The following is a 21522-nucleotide window of genomic DNA, read 5'->3' as shown; positions in this document are numbered from 1 at the left end:
GCAGCGCATGGCGCGCTGCAACATGGGCGGAGGCGATACGGGGCGGAACGGTGCTTTCCTGGCCGCCCCGGCCGGACCCGCCCCCGTTCAGACAGCGAATTCCAGGTTGTCGATCAGCCGGGTGCGGCCCAGCCGGGCCGCGATCAGGGCCACCCGGGCGTCCGCGCCCTGCCCCGAGCCGGTTTCGGGCAGGGTCAGGTCGGTGCGCCGGACCACCGCGTAGTCGACCGCGAACCCGGCCGCGGTCAGCCGCTGCGTGGCGTCGGCCTCGACCTGCGGATGCGCCTGGCCGGCCTGAACGGCCTCGCGCATGGCTTGCAGGACTTGGTGGATCTGCGCCGCCTGCGGCCGCTCTTCGGCCGACAGGTACTGATTGCGCGAGCTCATCGCCAGCCCGTCGGCCTCGCGCCGGGTCGGCGCGGCGACGATTTCGATCGGGAACGCCAGGTCGGCGACCATGTAGCGGATCACCGCCAGTTGCTGGAAATCCTTGCGCCCGAACACCGCCACATCGGGCTGGACCTGATTGAACAGGCGCGCGACCACCGTCGCCACGCCGTCGAAATGGCCGGGACGATGCGCGCCCTCCAAGGTCTCGGTGACCCGCGGCACCCGCACTTGCACGGTGTTGTCCGCGCCGTAGGGGTACATGGTTTCGACCGAAGGCAGCCACAGCAGGTCGCAACCGGCCGCAGTCAAACCGTCGGCGTCGGCCTGCGGCGTGCGCGGATAGCGGCCGAAATCCTCGTTCGGGCCGAACTGGGTCGGATTGACGAACACGCTCGCCACCACCCGCTCGGCGCGCTCGCGCGCCAGGGCGATCAGCGAGTGATGGCCGGCATGCAGATTGCCCATGGTCGGCACGAAGGCGATGCGCTCGCCGGCACGGCGCCAGGATTGCAGGGTGGAACGCAGGGCGTCCAATTGATCGACGGTCAGCATGCGGTACTCGTGGTTGGACGGCGCGGCTCCGTGCGCGGCAAAACCCGGACCTGTCCTCGCCGGTCGAAACGGATATCGGGACGGGCGCGGAGGTTTTCCAGCGCCCGCGCGCGATCAATCGTAAGAGTGCGAGGCATCCGGAAACGCGCCGCTGCGTACCGCCTCGGCGTAAGCGCGGAACGCTCCGTCGACCGAGCCGCCCTCGGCCAGGAAGTCCTTGACGAACTTCGGCCGGCGATGGCCCGAGTTCACCCCGAGCAGATCGTGCAGCACCAGCACCTGGCCGTCGCATTGCGGGCCGGCACCGATGCCGATGGTCGGAATCGCCAAGTCGGCGGTGATCGCCCCGGCCAACGCGGTCGGCACGCATTCCAGCACCAGCAACGAGGCGCCGGCTTCGGCGACCGCGCGCGCATCGGCGCGCAACTTGGTCGCGGTCGCGTCGTCGCGCCCCTGCAGCTTGTAGCCGCCCAGGCGCAGCACCGATTGCGGAGTCAGGCCCAGGTGCGCGCAGACCGGGATTTCGCGCTCGACCAGAAACCGGATCACTTCCAGCTTATGGCCCGCGCCTTCGATCTTGACCATCGCCGCGCCGGCTTGCAGCAGCGCGGTCGCCGCCTCCAGCGCGCGCTCGGGCGTGGCGTCGGACTGGAACGGCAAGTCGCTGATCAGCAGCGCCTTGGACAAGCCGCGGGCGACGCAGGCGGTGTGATAGGCCATGTCGGCGGTGGTGACCGGCAAGGTGCTGTTGTGGCCTTGCACGACCATGCCCAGCGAATCGCCGACCAGGACCAGATCGGTCCCGGCGGCGTCCATGGTGCGGGCGAAACTGGTGTCGTAGGCGGTCAGCATCACCAGCTTGCGGCCGTCGCGCTTGGCGTCGGCGAGCATGGGCACGGTCCAGGCTTTGCGTTTTTCGGAAGCGTTGGCGTCGGTGGGGGCCGAGGTGTACATGGGCGATGGGTCCGGTGGCGACGGACATCGTGGGAGGTTGCTTAACTTAGCAGGTTGCCGCGCGCTGGCGGCCTTCGCTGGCGGAACGCTGTCGGCTCGACACGCGAGGGCAAACGAGCGGGCAACCACGGTCAGTGGCGCGTCGCTGGCGCTCGCGCGGTTTCGGCGTAGTTGTGAATTCGCGGTCGCGGCTCGCGCCGCTCCTACAGTCTGAAACGAACCGGCCGCAGCCCCTGTAGGAGCGGCGCGAGCCGCGACCGCGAATCGGCAACTACGCCGAACCCCCGATCCGCACAGCGCTCAGCCACCCTCGCCTTCGGCCACCGCCTCGATCTCGCCCGCACCGATCCGCGCCAGCGCATCGCGGGCAAGGCCGACGCCCGGGATCGAGACATCCGGCGCGATCTCGAGCAACGGCACCAACGCGAACGCGCGCTCATGCAGATGCGGATGCGGCACGTGCAAGCCGACGCCATCGATCCGCGCCTGGCCGTACAACAACAAATCCAGATCCAGCGTGCGCGGGCCCCAACGGTCGCTGCCGTCGACGCTGCGCGCACGCCCGGCTTCGCGCTCGATGCCGAGCATGGCCGCGAGCAATTCGCTTGCCGGCAACCCGGTTTCCACCGCCGCGACGGCGTTGAGAAAATCCGGCTGATCGGTGCGCCCCCAGGCGGCGGTGCGATACAAGCGCGAGGCGCGCAGCAATCGCGAGCGCGGCAACGCGTCCAGCGCGCGCAAGGCCGCGCGCAGCACCGCGGCGCTGTCGCCGAGATTGCTGCCGAGACCGATGTACGCGGTCGTGGTGGACACAGGTTCGATCACGCTCATGGTTCCGCCCAAGCGCGCGGCGCGCGGGGAAAGTGAAGACTGTCGCGACGGGCGCCGGAGGCGAGCTCGCCGCGGGTCTTGGCGGACCGGCTCCCGAGCGTTCGCGCGGAAACCGGCCGCGGGCTTACTCCGAAGCGGTCGGCGCGCCGCGACGGCGGCGGCGACGCTTGCGCGGCGCGCGGCCCTCGCCTTCTTCGCCGATTTCGTCGCCGGCCTCGCGCGCATGCGCCTCTTGCTGCGCCAGCAGTTCGTTCGGGTGCGCCTGCGCTTCGCGCCAGAACGCGACATCGGCGGCGTGTTCGTCGGATGCGGCCACGCGCAGGGCCAGGAAATCGAACGCGGCGCGGAAGCGCGGATGCGAGAGCAAGCGGAATACGCGCTTGCGCTGACGCTGCTGGAAGCGCGATTGCAGCAGCCAGATTTCCTGCATCGGCAGCGAGAACCGGCGCGGCAAGGCGATGGTCGCCAACTGATGCAAGGTGACCCGATCGGCGGCACGGCGCTGGGCCTCGGCGGTATGCACGCCCTGCGCCTGCAAGCCCATCAGGTCGCGGCAATACGCCGGCCACAGCAGCAGGGCGAACAAGAACGCCGGCGACACCGGTTCGTCCGCGGCCACCCGCGCATCGGTGCCCTTCAGCCCTTCCAGCAGCATCCGGCGCAAGGCGCCGCTGCGGTTGGACTTGAGCGCGGCCGCGCTTTCCGGCAACAGCGCCGACAGCAGGCCGTAACGCTCCAGGCCGAGGAAGCTGTCGACCGCATGCCCGGACAGGAACAGCTTCAAGCATTCTTCGAACAAACGCGCCGGCGCGGCATCGGCCAGCAACGGCGCCAGGCCCGGAATCGGCGCGGCGGTCGCGCTCTCGATCTCGAAGCCGAGCTTGGCCGCCAGACGCACCGCGCGCAGCATCCGCACCGGGTCTTCGCGGTAACGCGTTTCCGGATCGCCGATCAGGCGCATCAAACGGTTCTGCACGTCCTGGAAGCCACCGGTGTAATCGCGCACCGAGAAATCCTCGACCGCGTAGTACAGCGCGTTGGCGGTGAAGTCGCGGCGCACCGCATCGTCTTCGATGCTGCCGTAGACGTTGTCGCGCACCAATCGCCCGCCGGTGTCGGTTTCGCGATCGCCGCTGCCGTCGTCGCTGTTGGCGCGGAAGGTGGCGACCTCGATGATCTCGCGGCCGTAGACCACATGGGCCAGACGGAAGCGGCGACCGATCAGGCGGCAGTTGCGGAACAGCCCCTTGACCTGTTCGGGCGTGGCGTCGGTGGCGACGTCGAAGTCCTTCGGATGGCCGCCGACCAGGATGTCGCGCACCGCGCCGCCGACGAGGAAGGCGCCGAAACCGCTGTCGCGCAGCCGGTAGAGCACGCGCAACGCATTGGGACTGATCTCCTTGCGCGAGACGTTGTGCTGATCGCGCGGAATCACCTGCAAGGAGGTCTGAGGAATAAGTGAGGAATTGTCGGCTTGCATCGAGCGCGGGCGCGCCGCCTTCTGAAGTTTCGTGGGTCCAACCGTTGCCCGAGGCTACGGCGGCGCATATACTAGCAGGCCGCGTAGGGTTGAGAGTCCGCGCGGTCCGCCCCACCCGCCTTCCATCGGCCTGCGCTCACCCGCGGACCCGGCCGGCGAGCGACGGATGCAGCATTCGCTCCCTTCGTCTAGAGGCCTAGGACGTGGCCCTCTCAAGGCTAAAACACGGGTTCGAATCCCGTAGGGAGCGCCAAACACGCGACTCGGTCGCAGGAACAGCCCGCGGAAACGCGGGCTTTTTCGTTGTGGACCCGGTCCGCGCGAGCGTTCGATCGCCGGCGCGGGCCGCTCCAAGCGCCCGACCCGCCGCTAGCGCTGCCCATCCGCGGTTTGACCGCGGTCGCGGATACGGCTCCACGAACAGTTCCATTTTCATCGTTACCCGCTTCGCAGCTTCGCGATCGACCCGGCGATCGGCCAATCGGTGTCTTGGGCGTGCGCGATGCGAGTGGCTACACTATCGCTCGCCCGGCCTGCTTGTACCGGACCACATCCCAGGACCCAGCCATGCCCTTCGTAGTCACCGAGAATTGCGTCAAGTGCAAGTACACCGACTGTGTCGAGGTGTGCCCGGTGGATTGTTTCCATGAAGGCCCGAATTTCCTGGTGATCGATCCGGACGAGTGCATCGACTGCACCCTGTGCGAGCCGGAATGCCCGATCAACGCGATCTATCCCGAAGACGACGTGCCCGCCGGGCAAGAGGCCTTCGTCGCGCTCAACGCCGAATTGGCCAAGGCCTGGCCGGTGATCACCACCCGCAAGGACGCGCTGCCCGACGCCAAGGACTGGGAAGGCAAGCCGGACAAGATCGATCTGATCGAGCGCTGAAACCGCGCCCGCGCAGCGTTGAGCGGCGCGGGTCCGCGAACCGCCGCGGCGGCGCGGTCAACGCGGTTTTTCGTCCGGAAAACGCCGGATCAGCAGGTAATCGCTTTTGTTGCCCCAGCGCGGGGCGTCCTTGTCCAGTTGAATGCACGGCGTGCCCGCGCACGAGGTCACCCCGATCCGGGTGAACGCCTCGGCGAGCTCGGCGCGCAACTGCGCGGCCGCGGTGCGCTCGCGCGCCTGCTGGTACTGGCGATACTCGAAATTCAGCAAGATCGCCCCGCCGATCACCAACAGCGCCATCGCCCCGGCCACCGCGGCATAAGCCAGGATCACCGCCTTGCGCGTACCCGCGGCGACCGCCTCCTGGGCCTGGGCCAGGGTTTGCGTGGCCCCGCCCAGACGCGAGGACGCCGTCGCCACCACCCGCTCATAGTGCTCGGCGCCCTGCCCCAGGCTGGAATCCAGCCCTTGCTGGACCAACTGCCCGACCCGGGTTCCGGCCGAATCCAGCACCTGCCCGAGGTCGCCGCGGACCCGGCTTAGCGCCTGCTCAAGTACCTGAACAGCCTGCTGCTGTTCCTGCACCGCCGCGTCGGAGCGGCGTTCCAGCGTTTCGGCCAGCAGCGCCAGGCGCTTGGCGGTTTCCACCAGGGTGGAGAATTCCTGTTCCATGGTTCAATCCTTCGACTCGATTCTTCCCGACGATGGGCCGCGCGGGTGGCCGGATTATCGGCCATCGCCCGTCCCTACTGAACATCGCCGCGTTGTCCGCCAACGCGGCGCGCGCTAGATTCGCCCACAACTCTCAGCACCAAGGATGGAACGCCGCCATGGCCGTCGCACAGGAAACCGCTCCCGCCCCTCCGGCCGAAGCGCGCCGCTTCACCGATAAGACCTTGTACGGCCCCAGCGGCCATCCCAGGTCATCGGATATCGAACAGAACTCGCTAGGCGATTGCTACTTCGTCTCGCCGCTGGGTTCGCTCGCCCAGCAACAGCCGCAGCGGCTGGAAAACGCGATCAAGTACAACGCCGACAAAGGCACCTTCACCGTCACCCTGTACAAGGAAGAAAGCCCCGGCATCTTCCGCGACAAAGTCACCAAGCCGGTGCAGATCGAGGTGACCCAGGGCGAGATCGAAGGCAACCTCACCCGCCGCGGCGGCAGCACCGTCGACGGCCGGCCCGGCCAGAACGGGCCGATCTGGCCGGCGGTGATGGAAACCGCCTACGCCAAGATGCACGACCGCAACCCCAAGGACGGCCTGCAGGAAGGCTACGACAAGACCGCGCACGGCGGCTGGCCGGCCGATGCGCTGTTCTCGCTGACCGGCGTGCACGGCAAGACCCTGGACGCCGGCGACTTCGACGACATGGGCATGGAGAAGGCGTACAAGACGCTCGACACCGCGCTCAAGGAAAACCGCCCGGTGACCCTGGCGACCAAGTCCGAAGACACCCACTGGTTCCGCGCCGACGCGCCGCAGGACGGCCTGGTCGATCGCCACGCCTTCATGGTCGAGCGCGTGTACAAGAACGAAAGCGGCGACGTGATGCTGCAGGTACGCAATCCCTGGGGCCACAACCAGCGCGTCGGCGAAGGCCACGACACGCCCAACGCCAGCATTTCGGTCAAGCTCAAGGACATCGTCGACGGCGGCGGTTTGAACAAGATCGATATCGGTCCTTCGCCGGCGCAGCAGCCCAAGCTGAAGGTCGCCAGCGCGGAAACCGGCGACCGCCATCTGGATTCGATGCTCGCCAGCCTCGACGATCCGGCCGCGATGAAGCAGTCGATGCGCGATCTGGCGGCCTCGCCGGACGGCCGCCAATTCGCCGCCAGCGGCCGCGAACAGGCGCAGCAACAAACCCAGACCGCCGCCGCGCCGCAGCAGGAAGAAGCGCCGGCGCCCACCCGCAGCGGCCCGTCGATGCGCGCCTGAGCGCGCATCGCGCCGCCGAGGTTTACGGAGACAGCGGCATGACCGGCTTCGCATCGAGAATTCTGAAAATCATCGTCACGACCCTGCTGCTCGGTTGCGCGGGTTGTACCTTCGCCAAGGACACATCCATGTTGTTAGACAAAATTCCCCACAACGCCGACGACGCCCAACTCAGCGCCGATCAATACGGCGAACAGCAGGCCGCGCTGGAAAAGGCGCTGACCGAGCTGTGGAAAGGCCAGTACAAGATCGTCGGCAAGCGCTTCTTCCTGTACAAGGAGCGCCCGCAGTGGGTGGTGCTGGACAGCTCCACCGGCAATCACATCCAGGACGAACTCGGCGGCAAACGCGAATTCGCCAAGACCGGCGCGGCCGGCTTCGACGGCGTCAGCGTGTGGAAGATCGGCCTGCTGAGCCCGCAACGCGTGGCCGTGGCCATGGGCTACGACCGGTTGCCCGACGGCGGCGCGGTGTACGGGTATTTCGAGGTCGAAAAGGAGTAAGCACGGCGACGCGTACCGCGCCGGCCGCGGTTGGTTCCGCGCAAGGCGTTACCCGATCCGGCGGTAACGCCCTGCCCGGCGCGCGGCACGGCGGCGTTCATCCGGGCTTGCCTAGACTCGCGGCGAGCCCCTTCCGCCGCCCCGCCATGACCAAGCTTCTGCCCTTCGGCCTGCTGCTCACCTTGTGTCTGACGCCCGCGGTCACCGGCGCGCAGCACCGCGGTTTCGATCTGTCGCAGTTGGACTTGTCGCAACTGGACCTGTCCCGGCTCGATCCGGCCGCGATCATGGCCAGCGCCAACGACACGCTGATGCGCGCGCCCGACGGCAACATCGACGAATTGTTCCAGGCCCTGCACCGCGCCTCGCGGGTGCCGGGCGATGCCAGCACGCTGTGCGCGCTGTTCGACCCCAGCGCCGACCGCAGCACCCAGGCGCTGATGGCCGCGGCGCAGAATCTGGGCCCGGACAGCCGCCAGAGTTTCGGCAACGCGCTGATCAACATCGCCGCGACCGGCTTGCAGAGCCCGCGGCAGGCCTACGATGCCGGCGCGGCCAAGCAGACGCTGAAATCGGCCGGGGCCAAGGCGATGATCCTGCACGACGGCTTCGCCGCCGGCTTGAACGCCGACGGCGACGACAGCGCATCGCGCGATGCGCGCTGCCGCTCGTTCGGCTGGCTGCTCGACGCGCTCAAGGATCTGCCGATGCAGCAGCGCGCGGCAGCGACCCGATTGATGTTGAACGAAGGCTTGAGCCGGCTGGCGCCGCGTTAATCGCCGCTTCGCGGCCGGCGCCGATCCGCGCTGCGATCCCCAAACGAAAACGGGCGCCGATGGCGCCCGTTTTGCGTTGCTCCGGCCGCGGCCGGCGCTGAGCGATCAACGACCGCCCAGGGTGCCCTTGAGGCTGGTGATCAGCTTGGTCGGCGCTTCGCCGCTGGCCGGCAAGCCGCGCGGATCGACCGCCGACACGTAGGTGCCCGCCTCGACCGCGCTCACGCGCACCAGGAAGTTGCTGCCCTGGTAGTTGACGTCGAACGCGCCGAGCAACTGCGCGCGGCTGGCGACGGTCAGGCCTTCGACCTTGCCCAGCGCATCGCCGACCTTGGCGAAGACTTCATCGCGGCTGCCGCCGACGGTGAAGCCGATCGCCGAGGACGCCGGCGCGCCCGGAGCGGCCTGGGTCGGACGCGCGGCGGCCACGCCGGAAGCGGTGACCGAACCGCCGGCGGGAATCGCCATCGCGCCGTCGGTGCGCGGCTGATCCAGATCCGGCGGCACTTCCAGCGGACGGTTTTCCGGCGCTTCGGCGTACAGCTTGTTGCCCTTGCGGAACCAGCTGCAGCCCGACGTGGCGACCAACGCCAGCAACAGACCGGCGACGACGGCACGGGACAGAGAAACATTGGAACGCATGGGCATCTCCTGCAGGGGTTCAGGCCGCGAGCGGATCGCGGCAGAGGTGTTCGAGCTCGGCGACCAGCGCGGCGGCATGCCGCGCGGCCTCATGGTGGACGGCCGACAGCGGCTGCAGCGGCAAGCGCAGGCCGTGGCCGATGTTTTGCGCGGCCAGCAGCGCCTTGACCGGAATCGGGTTGGGCTCCAGACCGAGGAAATCGTAGGCCGGACGCAGACGCGCGTCCCAGGCCTCGGCCTCGCCGCGGCGGCCGGCGCGGGCCAGATCGGCCAGGCGGCGGAACGCGGCCGGCAGCACGTTGGAGCCGACCGAGACGATGCCGTCGGCGCCGGCCAGGATCGCCCGGCAGGCGGTCGGATCGTCGCCGCTGAGCACGGCGAAACCGTCCGACTTGAACGCCAGCAGATCGGTCATGCGCTGCGGATCGGAAACCGCCTCCTTGATCCCGACGATGCGCTCGTGGCCGGCCAGCGCGCCGACCGTTTCCGGCAGCAGATCGCCGCCGGTGCGTCCGGGCACGTTGTAGAGCACGATCGGCAAAGCGCCGTCGTCGGCGATGGCGCGGTAATGCGCCAGCAGGCCGGCCTGGGTCGGCCGCACGTAGGGCGGCGTCACCACCAGCGCCGCGTCGGCGCCCAGGGCGGCCACGTGGCGGGTGAGTTCGATGGTTTTGGCGGTGTTGGACAGGCCGGTGCCGGCCAGCACCGGAATGCGTCCGCCGACCTGCTCCACCGCAATGCGCAGCACGGTGTCGTATTCGGCGTCGTACAGGGCCGCCGCTTCGCCGGTGGAGCCGGCGACCACGACCGCCTGGGTGCCGGCTTGCAACTGCTGCGCCAGCAGCGCGCGCCAGGCGTCCAGATCGAGTTCGCCCGACGCGGTGAACGGCGTCGCCAGCGCGGTGATGCTGCCGGAAAGTCGCAAGTGAAGACCTATCTGAGTGAAAGGCCGCTGCCGCAACGACGGCGGAGCGGACGCAAAGCGGGAAAGCAAACGCGGAACGCGGCCGGACAGCGGGCGAAAACCCGATCCGCGCCGGTTCGCGGCCAAAGCGGGCGCCGGGGCACGAAACCGTGCCGACGCGCCGCCATACACCCGGCGATGTTACTTGCGGCGCGAAAGCGCGGGCAAGTATGCTGCCTCACAGCGTGGCCCGGGCCCGGGCCGCCGTTCATTTCCGAGCCTTACGCTCCCCTTGCAGGCGCCGCCTTGACCGATTCCGCTTCCCGGCCGTCGCCGAACGAAAACCACCTCCTGATCAACGCCTATACGACGCATCCGGAGTCGCCGCTGCTGTCGGTGACGCGCCGGATCGCCGATTCGGGCTGCAACCTGGTCGACGCGCGCCTGTCCACGGTCGGCCGCGACGTCTCGGTCACCGCGCTGGCGGTGGGCTCCTGGGACGCGGTCGCCAAGCTGGAAGCCATGCTGACGCGCCTGGAGCGCGAGGAAGGCCTCAAGCTGGTCTGGTACCGCACCGGCGCCAAGCAGGTGCAATCCAATCTGCTGCCCTACATCGTCGAAGTGGTGGCCGCCGACAAGCCCGGCATCCTGTTCCAACTGGCCGATTTCTTCGACCGCCAGGGCATCACCATCGAAAGCCTGCACTGCTCGCGCTACCGGGCGATGCAGACCGGCGCGGATATGTTCTCCGCCCAGATCACGATCGGCGTCCCCTCGAGCATGCACATCGCCGCGCTGCGCGACGATTTCCTCGAGTTCTGCGACCATCTGAACCTGGACGCCATCATGGACCCGATGAAATTCTGACTATGCTCGATACCGGCGATCGCGCTTACGGCGGCAAAGCTCCCACCCTCGAACTGGCCCTGTCCGGCGGTCAGACGGTGAAGATGAAGGACTACGCCGGCGGCTGGCTGGTGTTGTACTTCTACCCCAAGGACAGCACGCCCGGCTGCACCACCGAGGGCCTGGACTTCAACGCGCTGCTGCCGAAGTTCAAGAAACTCGGCGCCACCGTGCTGGGCGTATCGCGCGACTCGATCAAATCGCATCAGAATTTCTGCGCCAAGCAGGGCTTCAAGTTCGAACTGGTCAGCGACAAGGACGAAACCTTGTGCAACGCCTTCGGCGTGATCAAGGAAAAGAGCCTGTACGGCCGCAAATACATGGGCATCGAACGCAGCACCTTCCTGATCGACCCCAAGGGCGTCATCGTGCAGTCATGGCGTCCGGTGAAAGTCGCCGGGCATGCCCAAGACGTACTCGACTCGCTCAAAACCCATTCTGGCCAATAAGCGCGCCAGAGGAAGCCACCACTCAGTGAGCCCCCGGATCCCCACGATCGCACGCCGTCCCGCCCCGCGGGCCATGGCGGCGCTGCCGTGCGCGACCGGCCGGGCGGCAACCGAATTCTTTCCCCCGGCGTCGCCCGACGCCAATCTCCAGCGGAGCTGTCGATGACAAGAAGCAAGCGCATCTATGTGCTGGATACCAACGTGCTGATGCACGATCCCACCGCGCTGTTCAAATTCCAGGAACACGACGTCTACCTGCCGATGCAGGTGATCGAGGAACTCGACAACGGCAAGAAGGGCACCTCCGAAGCCAGCCGCAACGCGCGTCAGGTCAGCCGTTTCCTCAATGAGCTGATCGAGGCCGAAGGCACCGACAAGATCAGCACCGGCATCACCCTCAACCGGCCGCAGGGCCTGCAGCTGCGCGGCGCCCAGAGCATCGGCAAGCTGCGCTTCCAGACCGGCTCGTTCGACGCGGGCAAGCGCTTCAGCGCGGTGATCCCGGACAACCAGATCCTCGGCGCGATCCTGGCGCTGCAGGAGCAGGAACCCGGCGTGCCGGTGGTGTTCGTGTCCAAGGACATCAACCTGCGGATCAAGGCGTCGATCGCCGGGATCGTGTCGGAGGATTACGAGAACGACCGCGCGCTCGACGATTTCAGCCTGCTCTACACCGGCGCGACCGCGTTGCCGGAAGATTTCTGGACCCGGCACGGCAAGGACCTGAAGTCCTGGACCGAGAAGGGCCGCACCTATTACGAAATCGGCCGCACCGAGAACGACGACTGGTATCCCAACCAGTTCCTGTACCTGCCCGGCGACGACGAATCCGAACTCAAGGTCACCAAGGTCGGCGAAGACCGGGTGACGCTGCAGATCGTCGACGATTTCCGCCATAACCAGCACGCCGTGTGGGGCATCATCGCGCGCAACCGCGAGCAGAATTTCGCGCTCAACGCGTTGATGGACCCGGAGATCGACTTCGTCACCCTGCTCGGCACAGCCGGCACCGGCAAGACCTTGCTGGCGCTGGCCGCGGGTTTGGCTCAGACCATGGATCAGCAGCGTTACCGCGAGATCATCATGACCCGCGCCACGGTCAGCGTCGGCGAGGACATCGGTTTCCTGCCCGGTACCGAAGAAGAGAAGATGACGCCGTGGATGGGCGCGCTGACCGACAACCTGGAAGTGCTGACCCACAACCAGGACGGCGGCGCGTGGGGTCGCGCGGCGACCAACGACCTGCTCGCGTCGCGGATCAAGATCCGTTCGATGAACTTCATGCGCGGGCGCACGTTCCTGAGCCGGTGGTTGATTCTGGATGAGGCGCAGAACCTGACGCCGAAGCAGATGAAGACGCTGATCACGCGCGCGGGTCCGGGTACGAAGATCGTTTGCTTGGGCAATGTCGAGCAGATCGATACGCCGTATTTGACCGAGACGACTTCGGGTCTGACGTATGCGGTGGATCGGTTCAAGGGTTGGGCGCACAGCGCGCATGTGACCTTGCGTCGCGGTGAGCGGTCGCGGCTGGCGGATTACGCGTCGGAAGTTTTGTAAGCCGCTTCGATGTCCGTTACGAACGCCGCGCGATGCAAATCGCGCGGCGTTTTTCTTTGCGCCCGCAAAAAGGGCAGCACCACCCTGCCCTTCTCCCGCTTGCGGCGACCGCAGGGAGTGCAAGGCTGAGAAGGTGCCCGAAGAACGGATGAGGACGCCGTTGCTTTTGCCATGGCCGTTGCTGTTGCCCTGGCTGTTGCTGTTGCCCTGGCCGTTGCTGTTGCCCTTGTTCTGGCCCGGCGGCGCAACTGACTCGCGATAGCAGTAGGACACCCGGAGGGCGGCGCACAAGGACGTGCGCCGGGTTCCGTCGTGGGCAGGATGCCCACTACGGAACCTGCCCGCGCAAGCTACGCACTCGTGGCTCTTGATTCGAAACAGGGAGAGCATTTTTCTTTGGTGACTTTCTTTTGTTGCTCTGGACAAAAGAAAGTTACCCGCCGCTTTAGTGGCGGAAGCATTTGATCTTGCTTGTCATCACAAGCTTTAAAGCTTCAAGAGCTTTCAAAGCTTCAGATCAAGAGCACGATCAAGATCAAGTGCTTCCGCCACTAAAGCGGCGGGTAACTTTCTTTGTTCAAAGCGACAAAGAAAGTCACCAAAGAAAACGCTTTTCCCTGTTTCGAGTCAAAAGCCACGAGTGCGGTGCTTGCGCAGGCAGGTTCCGTAGTGGGCATCCTGCCCACGACGGAACCCGGCGCACGTCCTTGTGCGCCGCCCTCCGGGTGTCCTATCGCTATCGCGAGTTACTTGCGCCGCCGGGCCAGAGCCACAGCAAGGCAAAGGCAAAGGCAAAGGCAACGTAAGGCTGGAACCCCGGTTTGCGCCGATTGCCTACATATCCCGTCCCGCCGAAACCCAACCGATTTGGGTACCCTAAACCCATGACCCCGTCCCAACGCCCCCCCTCCGCCCTAACCATCGCCGGCTCCGACTCCGGCGGCGGCGCCGGCATCCAAGCCGATCTCAAGACCTTCGCCGCCCACCGCGTCCACGGGCTCAGCGCCATCGCCGCACTGACCGCGCAACACACCCGCGGCGTCACCGCCGTGCACGTGCCCGACATCGGTTTCCTGCGCGCACAGATCGACGCCTGCTTCGAAGACTTCGACGTCCGCGCAGTCAAACTCGGCATGCTCGCCACCGCCGAGGTGATCGTCGCGGTCGCCGACGCGCTGGCGCACTACCGGCCCGAATACATCGTCCTCGACCCGGTGATGGTCGCCACCTCCGGCGCGCGCCTGCTCGAACCCTCCGCGCTCGATGCCTTGCGCACGCGGCTGCTGCCGCAAGCCAGCGTGATCACGCCCAACCTGCCCGAAGCCGAACTGCTGCTCGGCCACGCGATCGCCGACCGCGACGCCATGCGCGACGCGCTGGACGGTTTGTTCGCGCTCGGCGCGCGCGCGGTGCTGCTCAAGGGCGGGCACCTGCCGGGCGACAGCGATGTCGTCGATCTGTTCGCGCAGCCGGGCTCGGTACGCGAAATCGCGCATCCGCGCCTGCAAGTCGATGCGCACGGCACCGGTTGCACCCTGGCCTCGGCGGTCGCCGCGAATCTGTGTATGGGCCAGAGCCTGGAAGCATCCAGCACCGCCGCCGCCGATTACGTCCACCGCGCATTGCAGCAGGGCTATCGGCCCGGGCTCAGCGAAGTGTTGGTGCTCGATCATTTCGGCGCCGCGCCGCATGGCTGAGCCGGTGCGCATCGAACAACGCCCGCTGGCCGCCAGCGACGGCCATCGCTGGTCGTTGGCTTGCACGATCCCGCCAGAACCCAAAGCCAGCCTGCTGTGGCTGCCCGCGCTGGGCGTGGCCGCACGCCACTATCAGACTTTCGCCGATGCCTTGGCCGCGCGCGGGATCGCCGTGTTCGTGCACGAATGGCGCGGCAACGGCAGCAGCGATCTGCGCGCCAGCCGCGAAAGCGATTGGGGTTATCGGCAACTGCTGCTCGACGATCTGCCGGTCAGCGACGCCGAAGTCGCCGTCGCGCTGCCCGGCGTGCGCCGCATCGTCGGCGGCCACAGCCTCGGCGGGCAGATGGCCTGCATGCGCCTCGGGCTGGCCGCGCTGCAAGACGATCCGGCGATTCCCACATCGCTGTGGCTGGTCGCCAGCGGCGCGCCGTACTGGCCGACCTGGCCGATGCCGAGCCGCTTGGCGATGCCGCCGATCTACCGCTTCCTGCCGTGGCTGGCCCAGGTCAACGGCACCCTGCCCGGCCGCCGCATCGGTTTCGGCGGCACCGAAGCCCGAAGCCTGATCCGCGATTGGAGCCGCACCGCGCTGAGCGGCGTGTACGCCGCGCGCGGCATCCACGCCGACATCGAAGCCGGCATGGCGCGGGCGCGGGTGGACGCGCGCGCGGTGCGCATGACCGACGACTGGCTGGTGCCGCGCGCCTCGCAGGATTTTCTGCTGGCCAAGTTGCCGTTGGCGCGGGTCGAAACATTCGAATTGAATGCGGCGGCCCTGGGCGCTCGCGCCGATCACTTTGCCTGGATGAAGCGGCCCGGGGCCGTGGTCGACGCGTTGTTGCGATAATTCTCCGTAAGAACGACGCCCCACGAATTCCCTTCGATCACAAACCGCGCCGAGCCCTCCCACACCGTCATTCCGGCGAAAGCCGGAATCCATTTTGACGTTGCTGTTGCTGTTGCTGTTGCTGCGAGGGATTCCGAGCAAGGGCAAGATCAAAATGGATTCCGGCTTTCGCCGGAATGACGGCGAGTAGGGATTTCGGCCTTCGCCGGAATGACGGTGGCTGGGGTTTTCGCCGCCCCCGGGTTGCCGCGATCGCTGCGTACGCCAAACCCCGCTTTTACGTCCACCGCTCAATTTTTTACGCCGAATTTACGCTGCGACCGCGGTCGCGAAATAGCGGCTTTACGCCCCCGCTTCGGAAAATGACGACGTGGCCAAACCGGCCTCGCTTCTCATTTTCCGGATACCGCATATGCCGTCGTCGCACCCTCTGTTCCGTCGCCGCGAGGCCATCGTTCCGCTGGCCCTGGCCGTGTGCGCCGGCATCGGCCTGCTCGCGCTGGGCTCCCAGGCGCGCGCCGCCGAGACCCAGGGCGCCAGCTTCACCGGCTCGGCCGCGCTGACCAGCGACTACGTGTGGCGCGGCACTTCGCAGACGCAAGGCGACCCGGCCGTGCAAGTCGGCTTCAAGGCCGCCGCGGCCAACGGCTTCTACGCCTCGGTCTGGGGCTCGAATGTCGAGTTCGCCCCGGAAACCCACGCCAGCAGCGAACTCGATTTCACCGTCGGCTGGGCCGGCAAGATCGCCCAGGACTGGGCGCTGGACCTCAACGTCCTGCACTACCGCTATCCCTCGACCACCAGCGATCTCAACTGGACCGAACTCAACGGCACCTTGACCTACCGCGACAACTATTGGCTGTCGCTGGGTTATTCCAACGAAGCGCTCGGCAGCAAACAGCGCGGCATCTATTCGCAGATCGGCGCGCGCCTCCCGGTCAACGACGCGCTGCGTTTCGAAGCCGCCGCCGGCCACTACTTCCTCGACGACGTCTACGACCGCAGCTACAGCCACGGCCAGCTCAGCGCGATCTGGGCGGTCAAGGCGCCGTTCGAACTGCGCCTGACCGCGCACGCCACCGATCACAACGCCGAACGCATCTTCGGCGACTCCCTTGCCGGCTCGCGCATCGAAGCGGCCGTGCAAGCCACGTTCTGACAGGGGAAACGACCATGCCTGGCTGGCTTTCGATGTTGTGCGCGATCTCGGTCCTGGTGGCCGCCGCGTATCTGCTCTACGTCGTGTTGCGCCCGGAAGATTTCTAGTCCGCGCGAGCGCTGCGCGGCTCGCTACCACGCGGACCCGGATCGGTCCGCGCCACTCTCCTCAGCGCCCGAACGGACTCACCCGTTCGGGCGCGGTCCTTAGCGGCGCCGGACGCGCCGCGGCGGACCCTTCACCGCCCGGTGTTTGACCATGATCGAAATCTTTCTCGTATTCGCCTTGGCGATCGGCCTGGGTTGGCCGCTCGGCCACTATCTGGCGCGGGTCATGCGCGGCGACCGTTCGCGCCTGGACGCAGTGTTCGGGCCGCTGGAACGCGCGATCTATCGCGTGCTCGGCATCGACGCCGCGCGCGGCATGAGCTGGCGCGGTTACGCACTGGCGTTCGCCGTGAGCAACCTGGTGCTGGCGGTGCTGGTGTGGGTCTTGTTCATGACCCAGGCCTGGTTGCCGCTGAATCCCGACAACATCCCCAACCTGCGCTGGGACACCGCGCTGCACACGATGGTGTCGTTCCTCACCAACACCAATCAGCAGCACTACTCCGGCCAGGCGCAGCTGAGCTATCTGTCGCAGATGGTCGGCATCGTCGGTTTGCAGGTGGTGACGCCGATGATGGGGCTGGCGATCGTGGTCGCGACCTTGCGCGGCCTGTTCGGCGGACGCCAGGCGATGGCCGCGTCGAACGAGCCGGCGCGCGAAGGCGAAGCCCGCGATCTGGGCAACTACTGGGTCGACGTCACCCGCGCCACCGTGCGCTTCATGATTCCGCTGTGCCTGGTGTGGGCGGTGCTGCTGACTTCGCAAGGCGTTCCTTCGACCCTGCAGGCCGGCGCCACGGTCGCGCCGATCGATCACAGCGTGGAGATGAAGCAACAGAAGATTCCGGTCGGCCCGGTCGCGGCGATGGTCGCGGCCAAGCAACTGGGCACCAACGGCGGCGGCTGGTACGGCCCCAACAGCGCGGTGCCGCTGGAGAACCCGACCCCGTTCGCCAATCTGCTGGAAACCTTGGCGCTGATTCTGATTCCGGTCGCGGTGACCTTCATGATCGCGCCGTTCACCGGCCGCAGAAAGCTCACCGCACTGGTGTTCGGCAGCATGCTGCTGATGTCGGTGATTTCCACTGGCCTGACCGTCGGCTCGGAAGCCTATTCCTCCAGCAGCGCCGACGCTGCGTTGATGGAAGGCAAGGAAACCCGCTTCGGCGCCAGCGACACCGCGCTGTGGACCGCGCTGACCACGCAAAGCAGCAACGGTTCGGTCAACGGCATGCACGACTCGGTGGCGCCGCTGACCGGCGGCATGGCCATGGTCAACATGCTGGTCAACGCGATCTGGGGCGGCATCGGCTGCGGCCTGCAGCAATTCCTGGTGTATCTGCTGCTGGCGGTGTTCCTGGCCGGTTTGATGACCGGACGCACGCCGGAGTTGTTCGGCCGCAAGATCGAAGCGCCGGAAGTGCGTTTGCTGGCGCTGCTGATCCTGTTGCAGCCGCTGGTGGTGCTCGGCTTCAGCGCGGTGACCTTGGCCGTGCCGTCGATCACCGGCAACTCCAATCCCGGCTTCCACGGCATCAGCCAGGTGTTCTACGAGTACACCTCGGCCTTCGCCAACAACGGTTCGGGTTTCGAAGGCTTGGGCGACGCCACGTATTGGTGGAACTTGAGCTGCGCCGTGGTGCTGGCCTTGGGCCGTTATCCGGCGCTGATCGTGCCGCTGGCCGTCGCCGGCCTGCTCGCGCGCAAACGCGTGGCGCCGGAAAGCGCCGGCACCTTGCACGCGGAAACGCCGACCTTCGCCCTGACTCTGATCGCGGTGATCGTGATCCTGACCATCCTGCAATTCATGCCCGCGCTGGTGCTCGGCCCGATCGCCGATCACCTGACCCTGTCCGCCAACGCCGCCGCGGCGCTGGGCAACCCCGCTCTGTGAGGTAACCAACGTGACCGACCATACTCATCTCGGAGCGCAACGCCGTACCGGCGCCGTCGCCGGCCTCGACGCCGCCGGCGCGCGCGCGGCGATGCTCGAATCCTTCGTCAAACTGTCCCCGCGCCACGCCGTGCGCAGCCCGATCATGGCCATCGTGCTGCTCGGCACGATCCTGTCGGCGTTGATCACGGTCTTCGTACCGGGCAACACCGCCTTCGGCATCGCGGTCACCGCGACGCTGTTGGTGACCGTGCTGTTCGCCAACTTCGCCGAAGCCGTCGCCGAAGCGCGCGGCCGCGGCCAGGCGGCGTCGTTGCGCGCGGCGCGGCGCGATCTGGTCGCGCGCAAGCTCGACACCGTCGGCCGCAACGAAACCCGCGTGGCCGCCTCGACCTTGAAGCCGGGCGACCGGGTGATCGTCTCGGCCAACGAGCTGATTCCCGCCGACGGCGAAATCGTCAAGGGCGTGGCCACGATCAACGAATCGGCGGTGACCGGCGAATCCGCGCCGGTGCTGCGCGAGGCCGGTACCGACCGCTCCGGCGTGATCGGCGGCACCAAGGTGCTGTCGGACGAGATCGTGATCGAAGTCAGCGCCGAGCCCGGCCACAGTTTTCTCGACCGCATGATCGCGCTGGTCGAAGGCGCCAACCGGCAGAAGACCCCGAACGAAATCGCCTTGACCATGTTGCTGGCCGCGATGACCCTGACCTTCCTGACCGTGGTCGCGACGCTGCCGTTCTTCGCCGGGTTCGTCGGCGCCAAGCTCGATCCGCTGTTGTTGATCGCGCTGCTGGTGTGTCTGATTCCGACCACCATCGGCGGCCTGCTGCCGGCCATCGGCATCGCCGGCATGAACCGCGCGCTGTCGGCCAACGTGCTGGCCAAGTCCGGTAAAGCGGTGGAAGTGGCCGGCGACGTCGACGTGTTGCTGCTCGACAAGACCGGCACCATCACCCACGGCGACCGCCAGGCCACCGCGTTCCATCCGATGGCCGGCGTCGACCGCGCGCAACTGCGCGATGCCGCGCTGCTGGCTTCGCTGGCCGACCCGACCCCGGAAGGCAAGTCGATCGTGCGTCTGGCGCGCGAGCTGCACAGCAACGCGCTGGAACCCGAACGCGCCGACTACATCCAGTTCACCGCGCAGACCCGCATGTCCGGCGTCGACCTGCCGGCCGAATACGCCGGCGGCGCGCGTTCGATCCGCAAGGGCGCCGGCGACGCGATCGGCAACTACGTGCGTTCGCTCGGCGGCGACGTCGCGCCGGAACTCAACGCGCGGATCGAACAGGTCGCGCGCGGCGGCGCCACCCCGCTGGTGGTGGCCGAGGGCCGTTACGTACTCGGCGTGGTCGAGCTGTCGGACGTGGTCAAGCACGGCGTCAAGGAACGTTTCGCGCGTTTGCGGGCGATGGGCGTGCGCACGGTGATGATCACCGGCGACAACCCGCTGACCGCCGCGGCGATCGCCGCCGAGGCCGGCGTCGACGACTACATCGCCGAAGCGCGTCCGGAAGACAAGCTCGCGCGGATCCGCGCCGAACAAGCCGGCGGCCGCCTGGTGGCGATGGTCGGCGACGGCACCAACGACGCACCGGCGCTGGCCCAGGCCGACGTCGGTCTGGCGATGAACTCCGGCACTCAGGCGGCCAAGGAAGCCGGCAACATGGTCGATCTGGATTCCGATCCGGCCAAGCTGCTGGCGGTGGTGGAAGTCGGCAAGCAGCAACTGATCACCCGCGGCGCGCTGACCACCTTCTCGCTGGCCAACGACGTATCCAAGTACTTCGCGATCCTGCCGGCGCTGTTCGCCGCGGCGATCCCGCAGATGGCCGCGCTCAACATCATGCACCTGTCCAGCCCGACCAATGCGGTGCTGGCGGCGCTGATCTTCAACGCCGTCATCATCCCGGCGCTGATCCCGCTGGCCCTGGCCGGCGTGCGCTTCAAGCCCGCGACCGCGGTCGCGCTGCTGCGCCGGAACATGCTGGTGTACGGCCTCGGCGGCGTGCTGCTGCCGTTCGTGGCGATCAAGCTCATCGACATGGCGCTGGCCGCGATCTTCTAAACCGCCGCGCCACCAAAGCCCCTCTCCCGCTTGCGGCAGAGGGGTTGGGGTGAGGGCCGCAACGCCCGTCGCCGCTTCAAACAGGACTCTTCAATGAACACTCAAGCCACGCACAACCCCAACATCGACGACCGCGTTTCCCTACGCGCCCCACTGCTGTTCGCCGCCGTCTCCCTGCTCGGCTTCGGCCTGCTCTACTCCCTCGCCGGCACCGCCCTGGGCCGCGTCGCGTTCCCCGCCCAAGCCGGTGGTTCGATCATCGAACGCAACGGCCAGGCGGTCGGTTCGGAACTGATCGCCCAGCCCTTCGCCGACGCCAGGTATTTCCAACCGCGCCCGTCGGCGGCCAAGTACGACCCGATGGCGGCCTCGGGCAGCAATCAGGCGCGCAGCAATCCCGACCTGCGCAAGCGCATCGCCGAGGACACCGCGGCGATCGCGCAGCGCGACGGCATCGCGCTGAGCGAAGTCCCGGCCGAACTGGCGACCCAATCCGGCGGCGGCCTGGACCCGCACATCTCCCCGCGCGCCGCGCAGGTGCAGGCCGCGCGCGTGGCCAAGGCGCGCGGTGTCGATGTCGGCAAAATCGACGCGCTGATCGCCGCCAACACCGAAGCGCCGCAGTTCGGCGTGCTGGGGCAGCCGCGGGTGAACGTGCTCAAACTCAATTTGGCGTTGGATGCCGCAAAGAACTAAGCCAAGCCCCCAACCATCACCGTTGCCGTTGCCGTTGCAGTCCCTTCTCCCGCTTGCGGCGACCGAAGGGAGTGCAAGGCTGAGAAGGTGCCCGAAGGGCGGATGAGGGCGCTGTTGCTGTTGCTGTTGCCGTTGCTGTTGCCGTTGCTCTGGCCCGGCGGCGCACCTAACTCGCGATAGCAAAAGGACACCCGAAGGGCGGCGCACAAGGACGTGCGCCGGGTTCCGTCGTGGGCAGGATGCCCACTACGGAACCTGCCTGCGCAG

Annotated in this window: 21 protein-coding genes and 1 tRNA gene; 15 read left to right on the top strand and 7 right to left on the bottom strand. The window is 67.3% G+C overall.

The window, feature by feature from the left end:
• Positions 1–87: 87 nt before the first annotated feature.
• From panC to pcnB, 4 genes are all read right to left on the bottom strand, one after another.
• Positions 88–942, bottom strand: a complete 855-nt coding sequence (panC, locus tag V7787_RS44350; protein ID WP_336094087.1) for a pantoate--beta-alanine ligase — start codon at positions 940–942, stop codon at positions 88–90.
• Positions 943–1056: 114 nt separating this feature from the next.
• Positions 1057–1896 (bottom strand): 3-methyl-2-oxobutanoate hydroxymethyltransferase, encoded by an 840-nt coding sequence (panB, locus tag V7787_RS44345; RefSeq protein WP_336094086.1) that lies wholly within the window; start codon positions 1894–1896, stop codon positions 1057–1059.
• Between the two features lie 300 nt (positions 1897–2196).
• Positions 2197–2727: a 2-amino-4-hydroxy-6-hydroxymethyldihydropteridine diphosphokinase gene (gene folK / locus V7787_RS44340; RefSeq protein WP_336094085.1), complete on the bottom strand. Its 531-nt coding sequence runs from the start codon at positions 2725–2727 to the stop codon at positions 2197–2199.
• Positions 2728–2851: 124 nt separating this feature from the next.
• Positions 2852–4207, bottom strand: coding sequence for a polynucleotide adenylyltransferase PcnB (gene pcnB, locus V7787_RS44335; protein WP_336094084.1), 1356 nt, complete (start codon positions 4205–4207; stop codon positions 2852–2854).
• A 177-nt stretch (positions 4208–4384) separates the two neighbouring features.
• On the opposite strand from pcnB, the gene V7787_RS44330 reads away from it, so the two are divergent.
• Positions 4385–4460, top strand: a tRNA-Glu gene (locus V7787_RS44330).
• Positions 4461–4774: 314 nt separating this feature from the next.
• Entirely contained in the window at positions 4775–5098 is a 324-nt protein-coding gene (gene fdxA, locus V7787_RS44325; protein WP_336094083.1) for a ferredoxin FdxA, read from the top strand.
• A 57-nt stretch (positions 5099–5155) separates the two neighbouring features.
• Here the strand turns inward: fdxA and V7787_RS44320 are convergent, their stop codons facing one another.
• On the bottom strand, positions 5156–5770 hold the full coding sequence (locus V7787_RS44320; RefSeq protein WP_336094081.1) for a hypothetical protein: 615 nt from the start codon (positions 5768–5770) through the stop codon (positions 5156–5158).
• A gap of 158 nt (positions 5771–5928) precedes the next feature.
• Here V7787_RS44320 and V7787_RS44315 point away from each other — a divergent pair, with 158 nt between their 5' ends.
• The 3 genes from V7787_RS44315 to V7787_RS44305 all read left to right on the top strand — a co-directional run bounded on the left by V7787_RS44315 (position 5929) and on the right by V7787_RS44305 (position 8320).
• Positions 5929–7041, top strand: a complete 1113-nt coding sequence (locus tag V7787_RS44315) for a C2 family cysteine protease (protein ID WP_336094080.1) — start codon at positions 5929–5931, stop codon at positions 7039–7041.
• Between the two features lie 128 nt (positions 7042–7169).
• Positions 7170–7544 (top strand): hypothetical protein, encoded by a 375-nt coding sequence (locus tag V7787_RS44310; RefSeq protein ID WP_336094079.1) that lies wholly within the window; start codon positions 7170–7172, stop codon positions 7542–7544.
• A gap of 146 nt (positions 7545–7690) precedes the next feature.
• Positions 7691–8320, top strand: coding sequence for a hypothetical protein (locus V7787_RS44305; protein WP_336094078.1), 630 nt, complete (start codon positions 7691–7693; stop codon positions 8318–8320).
• 105 nt (positions 8321–8425) lie between these two features.
• Here the strand turns inward: V7787_RS44305 and V7787_RS44300 are convergent, their stop codons facing one another.
• A complete protein-coding gene (locus tag V7787_RS44300; protein WP_336094076.1) occupies positions 8426–8962 on the bottom strand; it encodes a hypothetical protein in 537 nt (178 codons plus the stop codon).
• 19 nt (positions 8963–8981) lie between these two features.
• The gene (dapA, locus tag V7787_RS44295; RefSeq protein WP_336094075.1) at positions 8982–9887 is read right to left on the bottom strand and encodes a 4-hydroxy-tetrahydrodipicolinate synthase; all 906 of its coding nucleotides are present in this window, start codon (positions 9885–9887) and stop codon (positions 8982–8984) included.
• A gap of 285 nt (positions 9888–10172) precedes the next feature.
• On the opposite strand from dapA, the gene V7787_RS44290 reads away from it, so the two are divergent.
• From V7787_RS44290 to kdpC, 10 genes are all read left to right on the top strand, one after another.
• Positions 10173–10733 carry a glycine cleavage system protein R gene (locus V7787_RS44290; protein ID WP_036115042.1) on the top strand — a complete coding sequence of 187 codons (561 nt, stop codon included), beginning with the start codon at positions 10173–10175 and terminating at the stop codon, positions 10731–10733.
• A 2-nt stretch (positions 10734–10735) separates the two neighbouring features.
• Positions 10736–11221, top strand: a complete 486-nt coding sequence (locus V7787_RS44285) for a peroxiredoxin (protein WP_336094073.1) — start codon at positions 10736–10738, stop codon at positions 11219–11221.
• Between the two features lie 162 nt (positions 11222–11383).
• Positions 11384–12781 (top strand): PhoH family protein, encoded by a 1398-nt coding sequence (locus V7787_RS44280; RefSeq protein WP_336094071.1) that lies wholly within the window; start codon positions 11384–11386, stop codon positions 12779–12781.
• A gap of 884 nt (positions 12782–13665) precedes the next feature.
• Entirely contained in the window at positions 13666–14478 is an 813-nt protein-coding gene (thiD, locus tag V7787_RS44275; RefSeq protein ID WP_336094070.1) for a bifunctional hydroxymethylpyrimidine kinase/phosphomethylpyrimidine kinase, read from the top strand.
• On the top strand, positions 14471–15328 hold the full coding sequence (locus V7787_RS44270) for an alpha/beta hydrolase family protein (RefSeq protein WP_336094068.1): 858 nt from the start codon (positions 14471–14473) through the stop codon (positions 15326–15328). Before thiD ends, V7787_RS44270 begins: the two co-directional genes overlap by 8 nt.
• Before the next feature lie 412 nt (positions 15329–15740).
• Positions 15741–16487, top strand: a complete 747-nt coding sequence (locus V7787_RS44265) for a TorF family putative porin (protein ID WP_336094067.1) — start codon at positions 15741–15743, stop codon at positions 16485–16487.
• A gap of 14 nt (positions 16488–16501) precedes the next feature.
• Positions 16502–16594, top strand: coding sequence for a potassium-transporting ATPase subunit F (locus tag V7787_RS44260; RefSeq protein WP_057948112.1), 93 nt, complete (start codon positions 16502–16504; stop codon positions 16592–16594).
• 151 nt (positions 16595–16745) lie between these two features.
• Positions 16746–18488, top strand: coding sequence for a potassium-transporting ATPase subunit KdpA (kdpA, locus tag V7787_RS44255; protein WP_336094066.1), 1743 nt, complete (start codon positions 16746–16748; stop codon positions 18486–18488).
• Positions 18489–18579: 91 nt separating this feature from the next.
• Entirely contained in the window at positions 18580–20559 is a 1980-nt protein-coding gene (gene kdpB / locus V7787_RS44250; protein ID WP_336094095.1) for a potassium-transporting ATPase subunit KdpB, read from the top strand.
• Between the two features lie 93 nt (positions 20560–20652).
• Positions 20653–21255 carry a potassium-transporting ATPase subunit KdpC gene (kdpC, locus tag V7787_RS44245; RefSeq protein WP_336094065.1) on the top strand — a complete coding sequence of 201 codons (603 nt, stop codon included), beginning with the start codon at positions 20653–20655 and terminating at the stop codon, positions 21253–21255.
• Positions 21256–21522: the final 267 nt, after the last annotated feature.

This window comes from Pseudomonas sp. CGJS7 (assembly GCF_036961695.1).
Note: the sequence above shows the minus strand (reverse complement) of the source record. Positions and strands in the feature narration are given on the sequence as shown.

Excerpts from the sequence above, each read along its gene's own strand:
- V7787_RS44270 (WP_336094068.1), top strand. The coding sequence starts at position 14,471 with ATGGCTGAGCCGGTGCGCATCGAACAACGCCCGCTGGCCGCCAGCGAC.
- pcnB (WP_336094084.1), bottom strand. The coding sequence starts at position 4,207 with ATGCAAGCCGACAATTCCTCACTTATTCCTCAGACCTCCTTGCAGGTG.
- panB (WP_336094086.1), bottom strand. The coding sequence starts at position 1,896 with ATGTACACCTCGGCCCCCACCGACGCCAACGCTTCCGAAAAACGCAAA.
- V7787_RS44320 (WP_336094081.1), bottom strand. The coding sequence starts at position 5,770 with ATGGAACAGGAATTCTCCACCCTGGTGGAAACCGCCAAGCGCCTGGCG.
- thiD (WP_336094070.1), top strand. The coding sequence starts at position 13,666 with ATGACCCCGTCCCAACGCCCCCCCTCCGCCCTAACCATCGCCGGCTCC.
- V7787_RS44285 (WP_336094073.1), top strand. The coding sequence starts at position 10,736 with ATGCTCGATACCGGCGATCGCGCTTACGGCGGCAAAGCTCCCACCCTC.
- panC (WP_336094087.1), bottom strand. The coding sequence starts at position 942 with ATGCTGACCGTCGATCAATTGGACGCCCTGCGTTCCACCCTGCAATCC.
- kdpA (WP_336094066.1), top strand. The coding sequence starts at position 16,746 with ATGATCGAAATCTTTCTCGTATTCGCCTTGGCGATCGGCCTGGGTTGG.
- V7787_RS44260 (WP_057948112.1), top strand. The coding sequence starts at position 16,502 with ATGCCTGGCTGGCTTTCGATGTTGTGCGCGATCTCGGTCCTGGTGGCC.
- V7787_RS44310 (WP_336094079.1), top strand. The coding sequence starts at position 7,170 with ATGTTGTTAGACAAAATTCCCCACAACGCCGACGACGCCCAACTCAGC.
- kdpC (WP_336094065.1), top strand. The coding sequence starts at position 20,653 with ATGAACACTCAAGCCACGCACAACCCCAACATCGACGACCGCGTTTCC.
- V7787_RS44265 (WP_336094067.1), top strand. The coding sequence starts at position 15,741 with ATGCCGTCGTCGCACCCTCTGTTCCGTCGCCGCGAGGCCATCGTTCCG.
- V7787_RS44315 (WP_336094080.1), top strand. The coding sequence starts at position 5,929 with ATGGCCGTCGCACAGGAAACCGCTCCCGCCCCTCCGGCCGAAGCGCGC.
- V7787_RS44305 (WP_336094078.1), top strand. The coding sequence starts at position 7,691 with ATGACCAAGCTTCTGCCCTTCGGCCTGCTGCTCACCTTGTGTCTGACG.
- fdxA (WP_336094083.1), top strand. The coding sequence starts at position 4,775 with ATGCCCTTCGTAGTCACCGAGAATTGCGTCAAGTGCAAGTACACCGAC.
- folK (WP_336094085.1), bottom strand. The coding sequence starts at position 2,727 with ATGAGCGTGATCGAACCTGTGTCCACCACGACCGCGTACATCGGTCTC.
- V7787_RS44300 (WP_336094076.1), bottom strand. The coding sequence starts at position 8,962 with ATGCGTTCCAATGTTTCTCTGTCCCGTGCCGTCGTCGCCGGTCTGTTG.
- kdpB (WP_336094095.1), top strand. The coding sequence starts at position 18,580 with ATGCTCGAATCCTTCGTCAAACTGTCCCCGCGCCACGCCGTGCGCAGC.
- V7787_RS44280 (WP_336094071.1), top strand. The coding sequence starts at position 11,384 with ATGACAAGAAGCAAGCGCATCTATGTGCTGGATACCAACGTGCTGATG.